Annotated in this window: 10 protein-coding genes; all 10 read right to left on the reverse strand. The window is 68.2% G+C overall.

The window, feature by feature from the left end; translation table 11 throughout:
• Positions 1-38: 38 nt before the first annotated feature.
• A complete protein-coding gene (locus tag E0E18_RS02245; RefSeq protein ID WP_110481396.1) occupies positions 39-1,508 on the reverse strand; it encodes a dihydroorotase in 1,470 nt (489 codons plus the stop codon).
• Complete coding sequence (locus E0E18_RS02250) at positions 1,505-2,470, reverse strand: aspartate carbamoyltransferase catalytic subunit (RefSeq protein ID WP_130839218.1); 966 nt, start codon at positions 2,468-2,470, stop codon at positions 1,505-1,507. The genes E0E18_RS02245 and E0E18_RS02250 overlap by 4 nt, the downstream gene beginning before the upstream one ends.
• Positions 2,467-3,069 (reverse strand): bifunctional pyr operon transcriptional regulator/uracil phosphoribosyltransferase PyrR, encoded by a 603-nt coding sequence (gene pyrR / locus E0E18_RS02255; RefSeq protein ID WP_066588699.1) that lies wholly within the window; start codon positions 3,067-3,069, stop codon positions 2,467-2,469. The genes E0E18_RS02250 and pyrR overlap by 4 nt, the downstream gene beginning before the upstream one ends.
• 86 nt (positions 3,070-3,155) lie before the next feature.
• The gene (gene nusB / locus E0E18_RS02260; RefSeq protein WP_066588697.1) at positions 3,156-3,713 is read right to left on the reverse strand and encodes a transcription antitermination factor NusB; all 558 of its coding nucleotides are present in this window, start codon (positions 3,711-3,713) and stop codon (positions 3,156-3,158) included.
• 18 nt (positions 3,714-3,731) lie between these two features.
• Positions 3,732-4,295, reverse strand: coding sequence for an elongation factor P (gene efp, locus E0E18_RS02265; protein ID WP_066588694.1), 564 nt, complete (start codon positions 4,293-4,295; stop codon positions 3,732-3,734).
• Positions 4,296-4,383: 88 nt separating this feature from the next.
• Positions 4,384-5,457 carry a M24 family metallopeptidase gene (locus E0E18_RS02270; RefSeq protein ID WP_066588691.1) on the reverse strand — a complete coding sequence of 358 codons (1,074 nt, stop codon included), beginning with the start codon at positions 5,455-5,457 and terminating at the stop codon, positions 4,384-4,386.
• 72 nt (positions 5,458-5,529) lie between these two features.
• Positions 5,530-5,961 (reverse strand): type II 3-dehydroquinate dehydratase, encoded by a 432-nt coding sequence (aroQ, locus tag E0E18_RS02275; protein ID WP_110481393.1) that lies wholly within the window; start codon positions 5,959-5,961, stop codon positions 5,530-5,532.
• A complete protein-coding gene (gene aroB, locus E0E18_RS02280; RefSeq protein WP_130839219.1) occupies positions 5,958-7,715 on the reverse strand; it encodes a 3-dehydroquinate synthase in 1,758 nt (585 codons plus the stop codon). Before aroB ends, aroQ begins: the two co-directional genes overlap by 4 nt.
• 1 nt (position 7,716) lies before the next feature.
• The gene (gene aroC, locus E0E18_RS02285) at positions 7,717-8,961 is read right to left on the reverse strand and encodes a chorismate synthase (RefSeq protein ID WP_130839220.1); all 1,245 of its coding nucleotides are present in this window, start codon (positions 8,959-8,961) and stop codon (positions 7,717-7,719) included.
• An 80-nt stretch (positions 8,962-9,041) separates the two neighbouring features.
• On the reverse strand, positions 9,042-9,551 hold the full coding sequence (locus E0E18_RS02290; RefSeq protein ID WP_130839221.1) for a prepilin peptidase: 510 nt from the start codon (positions 9,549-9,551) through the stop codon (positions 9,042-9,044).
• Positions 9,552-9,669: the final 118 nt, after the last annotated feature.

Here is a 9,669-nt window from a genome sequence, read left to right on the forward strand (position 1 = left end):
CTCGGCGGGCCGTTCGGCTGCAGCGGACGGTGTGCCTGTCACGGGAGCTCCACAACTTCACCGTCGCGGCAGGTGACCCTGCCCCGCAGCACGGTGGTGGATACCTTGACCGGCAGTTCGGTCCCCTCGTAGGGGGTGTTGGACGCCTTCGAGGCAAGGTCGGCACCGTGGGCGGTCCACCGGCGGGTGGTGTCGACGACGCACAGGTTCGCCGGTTCCCCCACGGCCAGGGGTCGCCCGTGGCCGGGGAGGCGGAGAATCTCGGCGGGCCGTTCGGACATGACCCTGGCGATGAACCGCCAGTCCTGCGGTCGCTGCCCTTCGGGTGCGTCGGTGACGAAGAGTTCCGCCATGAGTGCCAGGGAGGTTTCCAGCCCGAGCATGCCGGGGCGTGCCCGGTCGAACTCGCAGCACTTCTCCTCGGAACCGTGAGGTGCGTGGTCGGTGGCGACGCAGTCGAGGGTGCCGTCGATGAGTGCGGCCCTCAGTGCGAGGGTGTCCCGGGTTTCGCGCAGCGGCGGGTTGACCCGGTAGTTCCCGTCGTAGGTCTCCAGCTTCTCGTCGGTGAGCAGGAGGTGGTGGGGGGTGACTTCGGCGGTCAGCGGGATGCCCTGTCCCCTGGCCCACCGAAGCAGTTCCACGGTGCCTTCGGTGGAGGCGTGGCAGATGTGGACCCGTCCGCCGTAGTCGCGGGCGAGCAGCGCATCTCTGGCGACGACGGACTCCTCGGCCACCCGGGGCCAGCCGCGCAGGCCGAGCCTCGCGGCGGTCTCCCCTTCATGTGCCACGGCACCTTCGGTCAGGCGTGGTTCCTCGCAGTGTTCGGCGATGAGGACGCCGAGGTCTCCGGAGTATTCAACGGCCCGTCGCATGAGCTGCGGGTCGGCGACGCACCGGCCGTCGTCGGAGAACATGCGCACCTTCGCCCCTGAGGCTGCCATCATCCCGAACTCGGTGAGTTCACGGCCCTGCAGCCCCCTGGTGACGGAGCCGACGGGGTGGACGTCGCAGAGGTTGGTCTGCTGGCCTTTCATCCACACCATCTCCGCGACTGCGGGACTGTCGGTCACCGGGTCGGTGTTGGCCATGGTGAACACCGCGGTGAACCCGCCGCGGGCGGCGGCGGCTGATCCTGAGGCGATGGTCTCGGTGTCCTCCCTGCCGGGTTCCCGGAGGTGGACGTGCATGTCCACCAGCCCGGGCAGCAGCACCTGGCCGTCGAGCCCGAGGATGTCGGCGTCAGTGTCCGGGGTAAGGGAACCGGCGTCCTCGATCGCGACGATGACGCCGTCGCGCACCAGGACGTCTGCGGGTTCCCCTTCGCCGTAGAGGAGGACGCCGCGCAGCAGCAGTTCACCGGGTGCCGGGTCATGGAGGAGTCCGGTCTGCGGGTAGTCGTTCACGTTGCTCTCCTGCCTGACCGCCGGGGTTGTCCGACGGGTCGTGTCACCGTTGGTCTGGGGCCGTTGACTGTGTCCGGCATGCCGTGCCGGGTGCCGGGAGCTCATTCAGCGCTCCCTTCTGCGCCGACGAGCAGGGTGAACAGTGTAGCCATGCGGACATGGACACCGGTGCTGACCTGCTGGAGGACGACGGTGTTGGGGGCGTCGGCGACGGAGTCGCTGATCTCCATACCGCGGAGCATAGGGCCGGGGTGCATGATCACCGTGTGGTCCTGCAGGCGGGCCGCCCGGGCCTCGGACAGCCCGTACCGTGCCGCGTACTCGCGGTGGGAGGGGAAGAATCCGCCGTTCATTCTCTCGGCCTGGACGCGCAGCATCATCACGGCGTCCGCGGAGTCCAGGGCGGAGTCCATGTCGTCGGTGACGGTCACCGTGCCGGTCCCGCCGTGGGGGTTGACCCACTTCTCCATGCCCGGGGCCCGCAGTGTCGCCGGGGCGACGAAGGTCACGTGTGCTCCGAGGGCGGTGAACAGCAGGGCGTCGGACCTGGCGACGCGGGAGTGGAGCAGGTCGCCGACGATGACGATCCTGGCTCCGTCGACGTGGCCGAGGCGGCTGCGCAGTGTCACGGCGTCCAGCAGCGCCTGGGTGGGGTGTTCGTGGGCACCGTCACCGGCGTTGAGGACGCTGATGCCGTCGCCGCCCCGGCCGACCCATCCGGCGACCTGCCGGGCGGCGCCGGACGAGGGGTGCCGGATGATGATGGCGTCCGCCCCGACGGCGCGCAGGGTCAGTGCCGTGTCCTTCAGTGACTCGCCCTTCTTCACCGAGGAGGACGCCGCGGAAATGTTGATCACGTCCGCGCTCATCCACTTGCCCGCGGTCTCGAAGCTGGACCGCGTCCGGGTCGAGTTCTCGTAGAAGAGTGTGAAGACGGTGCGGCCGCGCAGCGTCGGGAGCTTCCTGACCTCCCTGTCACGCAGGGAGTCGGCGAAGCGGTCAGCCTCGTCCATCAGGCCGGTGATCTCGTCGGGGGTGAGATCGGCGATACTGAGCAGGTGTTTCATTCGGCGGTACCTCCGTCGCCCTCGGGTGCTGCGGGGCGGAGCAGGCGGACGCCGTCGGCGCCGTCGATCTCCGCCAGGTCCACGCACACGTCCTCGGTCAGTGCCGTGGGGATGTTCTTGCCGACGTAGTCTGCGCGGATGGGCAGTTCACGGTGCCCGCGGTCGACGAGGACGGCCAGCTGGACTCTGCGGGCCCGTCCGATGTCGCGGAGGGCGTCGAGCGCGGAGCGGATCGTCCGTCCGGAGAAGAGGACGTCGTCGACGAGGACCACGGTCGCCCCTTCGATGCCCTCACGGGGGACGGTGGTGGACTGCAGAGCCCGGTGCGGGCTCTTCTTCAGGTCGTCACGGTAGAGGGTGACGTCAAGCGCGCCGTGGAAGACCGTCACCCCGCTGAAGTCCCGGATCCGGGCGGCGAGCCGCGCTGCCAGGGGGACGCCACCGGAGGGGATACCCAGGAGAACCACCCGGTCAGCACCGGGTGAATCGAGTGCGGTCTTCTCTATGATCTGGTGCGCGATGCGTGCGATGGTACGTCCGACATCGTCGTTGTCCATGAGGACAACGGACGTGTTGTCGTCGGCAGCATTCGTGTTCATCGTGACCTCCTTCCCCGCCTCACTGGACGGATCGTTAAAGGTGGTCGGGCCGGCGGACAGCCGGTCCCTTGCCGTCGGTCAGTGTATCACGGGGCCCGGTGAGTGCCGTCGGTGCCGGGGACCTCACCGGCACCGTCCGGGTCACTGTCGACGGCTTCGTCCGGAACGGGTTCACCGGGGGTCGTCTCACGGGCCAGACGGTGGGACCGGGCTATCCCGTCCAGCACCGCGTGGACGTAGCCGGGTGCTTTGGGGTGCCCGTACTCCTTCGCCAGCCCGATACCCTCGTCGACGGCGACTTTCCCGGGGACCTCGTCACTGTTGTAGAGCAGTTCCCACGCACCGACACGCAGCACCGCACGGTCGACGGCGGGAAGTCGCTCGAGGGTCCACTCACTCGACAGGTGCGCGGCGATTTCCGCGTCAACCCCGTCGAGGTGTTCGGCGACGCCGGTGACGATCACCGCGGTGTACGGGTTGACCGGTGCGACCTGGTTCGCTTCATCCTTGGACAGTTCGCGACGGTCCTCGACGATCTCCACCGGGTCGATGTCCCGGAACTCGGCCTCGTAGAGCATGTCGACGGCTCGCCGGCGCGCCCGGAACCGGGACCCGTGGCGGTGGTGTTTCTTCTCCTGAGTCATCTGCGGGGATCAGTGACTCTACTGCGCGACGCGGGAGAGGTAGGACCCGTCGCGCGTGTCGATCTTCAGCACGTTACCGGTCTCGATGAACAGCGGCACCTGGACCTCCGCACCGGTCTCCAGGGTGGCGGGCTTGGTGCCGCCGGTGGAGCGGTCGCCCTGCAGGCCCGGATCGGTGTGCTCGACGACCAGGTCGACGGAGACGGGCAGTTCGCCGAAGAGGATCTCACCGTCGTGGAAGGACAGCTGCACCTTCATGCCGTCCTTGAGGAAACGACCGGCGTCACCGAACTTCTCCTGGGGGACCTCGTACTGCTCGAAGGTCTTCGTGTCCATGACGACGTAGTTCTCACCGTCGTTGTAGAGGTAGTCCATGTCACGACGGTCCACCGTGGCGGTCTCCACCTTGACCCCGGCGTTGAAGGTCTTGTCGACGACCTTGCCGGTGACGACATCCTTGAGCTTGGTGCGGACGAACGCCGGGCCCTTACCGGGCTTGACGTGCTGGAACTCGGTGATCTGCTGCAGCTTGTTGTCGATCTTCAGCACGAGACCGTTCTTGAAATCCGCGGTGGTTGCCACGTGTGTACTCCCTAGAGGAAAGTCGGACAGGTAATCGACCCGACAGTCTAGCAGGTGGTCCTGCACGACCTGCAGCTCGGTCGTGGTCCTACACGACCTGCAGCTCGGTCGTCGAGGGGTTAACCGTCTCCGCCCCGTCCTCCGTGACGATGTAGGTGTTCTCGATCCTCACGCCGGTCCGGCCGGGCAGATACACCCCCGGTTCGATCGTCAACGTCTCCCCTGCCACCAGCGTCTCCGACTCGTCCGTACGCGACGCCGCATAAGGTGCCTCGTGGACGTCCAGGCCCACCCCGTGGCCGGTGGAGTGCACGAAGTACTCCCCGTAGCCCGCTTCGGTGATGATGTCACGGCAGACCTTGTCGACGGCGAAGAGTCCGGCTCCCGGCCTGACGGCGTCAACACCGGCGAGGAAGGACCGGTGGACGAGCCCGTAGAGTTCGCGTGAGAACTCGTCGGGTTCCCCGACGCAGACGGTGCGTGTCTGGTCGGAGGCGTACCCGTCGAGCCACACCCCGAAGTCGACGGTGACCAGGCCGGGCACGATGACGTCGCGGGAGACCCCGGCATGAGGCTTGGCGGCGTTGGTGCCTGAGGCCAGTATCGTGTCGAAGCTCAGTCCGTCCGCCCCGGCGGCACGGAGGCGGTGCTCCAGGTCGGCCGCCGCCTCGATCTCGGTGATCCCCCCGCGGATACCGCCCGCTGCGATGAACTCGGTGAACACGGTGTCCGCCAGGCGTCCCGCCTCCCGCAGTGCGGCGAGCTCCGATGTGTCCTTGACCAGCCGGGCCTTCTCCACTGCGCCCTCGAGGACCGCAGGATCGCCGAGAGCGCGGGCGGTGCCCACCGGCAGTCCGGGTTCGACCGCGTACCCGGCGTCCCCGGCGACACGGTCGAGCTCGCCGAACAGGTCCCGGGAGATCAGGATGTCCAGGTCCGGGGAGGACGCCGTCTGCTGACGGATCTGTGTGTCGTAACGACCGTCGGTGACGACAGTGGCGGACCCGTCGGCCCCGAGGAGGAGGGCGGCGTTGGAGCCAGTGAAGCCTGTGAGGTAGCGGACATTCTTCAGGTCACTGACCAGCAGGTTCCGGTGGCCGGAGGTGGAGATCGTGCGGGCCACGGCAGCCCGGCGGGAGGAGTAGTCGACTGTTGCGCTCATGTCCTCTGAGCCTACGCCGTGGTCCCGGTGCCCGCCCGGGTCACTTCCGGGTTCCGGACACCCTGTCCGTCATCACCTCCGGGCGAGGAACTCCAGTGCCGCCGTGTACCCGTAGGCGCCGAGGCCGACGATGACTCCGGCTGCCCCCGCGGACAGGTAGCTGTGGTGCCGGAACTCTTCCCGGGCATGGATATTGGAGATGTGGACCTCGACGTAGCCGGCCCCGTCGGCGATCTCGACCAGGGCGTCCTTCAGGGCCACAGAAGTGTGGGTCAAGCCTCCTGCGTTGATGATTACGGCATCGCCGTCGTCGGCGGCCCGGTGGATCCGGTCGATGATCTCACCCTCGCTGTTCGACCGGAAGAAGTCCACCTCCACACCGAGTTCCCCGGCCCTGGCCGCCAGTCCGTCCTCGATGTCCTGCAGGGTCGTCGACCCGTAGATGTCCGGCTGACGTCGGCCGAGACGGTCGAGGTTGGGCCCGTTGACGACGAGAATGCTCACCTGTGCTCCTTCGTGGTCGCGTCGTAGGCGGCGCGCAGTGCAGACATTTCCGGCGACTCCAGACGCACCGGGGTGTAGGGAAGGCCCTCACGGTCGGAGAGCACGACGATGCGCAGGTGACCGTCCCGGTTCTTCTTGTCACGGCCCATCACCTCGAGAAGTTCTCCGAGGGACGCCCCGTCGTAGGAGGTCGGCAGACCTGCAGAAGTGAGGATACGGCGGTGCCGGGCGACAGCGTCCGATCCGAGCAGTCCGACAGCATGTGCGAGCTCCGCCTCGAAGACCATGCCCACCGCCACGGCACGGCCGTGCCGCCACCGGTAGTGCTCGTGCTGTTCAACCGCATGCCCGTAGGTGTGGCCGTAGTTGAGGATCTCACGCAGGGAGGACTCCCGCAGGTCCTTGCCCACCACGTCCGCTTTCACGGTCACCGCCCGGCGGATCAGCTCGGGAAGGGCGCCGCGCGGGTCGAGAGCAGCCTCCGGGTCAGCCTCGTAGATGTCGAGGATGCCGGGGTCACGGATGAAACCTGCCTTGATGATCTCGGCGGAACCGGCCGAGATCTCCGCGGCGGGAAGAGAGTCCAGGACATCCAGGTCGACGAAGACTGCACGGGGTTCATGGAAGGCACCGACCAGGTTCTTTCCTGCCGCAGTGTTGATCCCGGTCTTTCCTCCGACCGCCGCGTCGACCATCGCCAGCAGGGTAGTCGGGTAGTGGACGACCCGGATGCCGCGCATCCAAGTCGCGGCGATGAAACCGGCGAGGTCGGTGGTGGCACCGCCGCCGACGCCCACGACCACGTCCTGGCGGGTCAGTCCTGCGGACGCGCACACGTCCCAGCATTCGGCCGCGCCGGCGACGGTCTTGGCGTCCTCGGCGTCAGGGGTCTCGTGGAGGGTCACCTCCACGCCGCGGGAACGGAAACCCTCCGCCACCCGTTGCGCCAGACCGGACAGGGGCGGCTGGTGGAGAATGACCGCCCTCCCGGCCTCCGGAACCGCCCGGGCGACGCATCCCGTGAGGTCCCTGCCGACTGTCACGTCGTAGGGGGAGCCGGTGGCGACCCGGATCCGGTGGAATGCCGTCCCCGCGGCGTCCGGGTCCGCTTCCGTGGCCGCACCCAGTCCGGTCACCGTGCTCTCCCCTGCGGCCGCTGTGCCGTCTCTGTCGTCTCTGTCGTCGCGACTGCCGCGACCGTGCGGAGAGGCGGGTTCCTCGAGCGCCTCGAGGAAATAGAGTATTTCCGCGACTGTCTGCCGGGGATCCCTCCCCTCACTGGAGACGGTGAGGTCGGAGACCTCGTTGTAGAACGGGTCACGTTCCTCCTGCAGCTGCCGGTAGCGTGCCACGGGGTCAGCCCCGGCGAGCACGGGGCGGGAATCGTCGACCGATGTCCGTCTCACACCCTCCTCCGGGGACACCCGGAGATGGATGACGAGATGGTCGTCGAGCAGGGCCCGGGTCTTCGGCGAGATCACCGCACCTCCGCCCAGGGACACGATCCCGTCGGTGTCCAGGGCCTGCCGGACCAGGGTCTCCTCAAGTTCGCGGAACGCCGGCTCTCCGAGAGCGGAGAAAACGTCCCCGCAGGGGGCTCCCTGGGCCTCCTCGATAAGTACGTCCGTGTCCACGACCCCGCAGTGCAGGGCGTGGGCCAGGCGGCGGCCGATGGTGGACTTCCCCGCCCCGGGAAGTCCCACCAGCACCACTCGGGGATGCGGCCGGGGCGTTCCCTCCTGCCGTGTCGTCATGCTATCTGCCCTCCTCGGGGTCGGCGGACCGGTTGTCCCACCTCAGGCGTTCGTCGATGTCGGCGAGATAGGCCGTGCAGTTGCGGCGCGTCTCCTCCAGGGAATCCCCGCCGAACTTGTCGAGCAGTGCTCCTGCCAGGACGAGCGCGACCATGGCCTCGGCGACGACCCCGGCGGCGGGGACGGCACACACGTCAGATCTCTGGTGGATGCCGCTGGCCGGGGCACCGGTGTCCGTGTCGACGGTGGCGAGGGCACGGGGCACAGTGGATATCGGTTTCATTGCGGCACGGACCCGCAGGGGTTCCCCGTTGGTCATGCCACCCTCCAGCCCCCCGGCACGGTTGGTGTCCCGGACGATCCCGTGAGCGGCGGGACGGATCTCGTCGTGGGCGGCTGACCCGCGGCGGCGGGCCTCGGCGAAACCGTCTCCGATCTCCACACCCTTGATGGCCTGGATACTCATGAGCGCCTGTGCCAGCCGTCCGTCGAGACGGGAGTCCCAGGAGACATGGCTCCCCAATCCCACGGGAAGTCCGGTGACGACGACCTCGACGACACCCCCGAGGGTGTCCCCGGACTTCTTCGCGGCATCGATCTGCGCGACCATGGACTTCTCGTGCTCGTCGGTGAACCCGGTGAAGGCCCGCACCGGGGAGGCGTCCACCGCATCCAGGTCACCGGGACCCGGCACCGGCCCGTCATAGGGGGCCGATTCCCCGATCGAGATCACGTGGCTGACGACCTCGGCGCCGGTCACCTCACGCAGCAGTGCCCGGGCGACGGTCCCGGCGGCGACCCTGGCGGCTGTCTCGCGGGCGCTGGAGCGCTCCAGAACGGGACGGGCCTCGGTGTGGCCGTACTTGAGCATCCCGGACAGGTCGGCGTGACCCGGACGTGGACGGGTGAGACGGGCACCCCTCCCGGAGTTCATCTCCTTGGCGACCTCAGGATCGTCGCGGTCGACCGGGTCGGCGGACATGATCGTCGTCCACTTCGGCCACTCGGTGTTGCCGATCATCACCGCGACGGGGGAACCGAGGGTGAGACCGTGACGGACGCCACCGAGAAAAGTGACCTCGTCTGCCTCGAACTTCATGCGTGCGCCACGGCCGTATCCGAGGCGGCGGCGGGCGAGCTGGCGGGAGACCTCAGCGCGGGTGAAGGGCACCCCCGCCGGGAGGTTCTCGACGATGGTGACAAGGGCCTGGCCGTGGGATTCCCCGGCAGTCGTCCAACGAAGCATAAGGGCCATTGTGGCACGGCGTGGGCGGAGGCGTCACATGACCCCACCTCACGGGGTGGAACCTCGGCCGGCAGGTTGTGTCACACAGTGAGAAGTACTGAGAGCCAGGACGCCACGAGCATTCCCGGGCCGTGCGGAACCCTTGGACGCCCTGGTCCGGCAGGGCTGCCGTCGGTCCCCGGATCCCCTGCCCTCCCGGCCGTCCCTGTCCTCTCGGCCGTCCCTGTCCTCCCGGTCCTCTCCGTCGCCCGGGCCGCACATACCGGAGCCAGCGCCAGGGTCAGCAGGGAGGACCCGGCCACCGCCGTCCACCAGCCGCCAACTCCGCCCGCCGCTGCGGTGACCGCGCCGAGCGTCAGTGCCAGTTTGGCGTCCCCTCCCCCGATCCTCAGCCTCGCCGAGAACAGACCCGGCACCGCACACAGCGCCCACCACGCCACCGCCCCCGCCAGAGCGCGGTGGTGACCGCTGCACCCCAGTGCCAGCCAGACCACCGCTGCTGCGGGAAGGGTGAGCCGGTCCGGCAGACGGAGCTGCCGGAGATCCGTGAGCATCAGGGATGCACTCCACCCGCTGCCCCTTATACACATCTGACGCTGCCGAAGAGGATACGTGCGACAGATCCAGAAGTCGGTGTTCTATATAACAATTCACCAGCGACTGATTTTCATGATAGTAGTCCTGCCACTACTACAAATCTCACACTGC

It is taken from the genome of Corynebacterium neomassiliense, assembly GCF_900626215.1.
GTDB lineage: Bacteria > Actinomycetota > Actinomycetes > Mycobacteriales > Mycobacteriaceae > Corynebacterium > Corynebacterium neomassiliense.

What these genes read in the sequence shown, in the direction of transcription:
- E0E18_RS02270 (WP_066588691.1), bottom strand. Translation starts at nt 5,457, where the DNA reads ATGAGCGCAACAGTCGACTACTCCTCCCGCCGGGCTGCCGTGGCCCGC.
- nusB (WP_066588697.1), bottom strand. Translation starts at nt 3,713, where the DNA reads ATGACTCAGGAGAAGAAACACCACCGCCACGGGTCCCGGTTCCGGGCG.
- E0E18_RS02250 (WP_130839218.1), bottom strand. Translation starts at nt 2,470, where the DNA reads ATGAAACACCTGCTCAGTATCGCCGATCTCACCCCCGACGAGATCACC.
- E0E18_RS02245 (WP_110481396.1), bottom strand. Translation starts at nt 1,508, where the DNA reads ATGAGCTCCCGGCACCCGGCACGGCATGCCGGACACAGTCAACGGCCC.
- aroC (WP_130839220.1), bottom strand. Translation starts at nt 8,961, where the DNA reads ATGCTTCGTTGGACGACTGCCGGGGAATCCCACGGCCAGGCCCTTGTC.
- aroB (WP_130839219.1), bottom strand. Translation starts at nt 7,715, where the DNA reads ATGACGACACGGCAGGAGGGAACGCCCCGGCCGCATCCCCGAGTGGTG.
- pyrR (WP_066588699.1), bottom strand. Translation starts at nt 3,069, where the DNA reads ATGAACACGAATGCTGCCGACGACAACACGTCCGTTGTCCTCATGGAC.
- E0E18_RS02290 (WP_130839221.1), bottom strand. Translation starts at nt 9,551, where the DNA reads ATGTGTATAAGGGGCAGCGGGTGGAGTGCATCCCTGATGCTCACGGAT.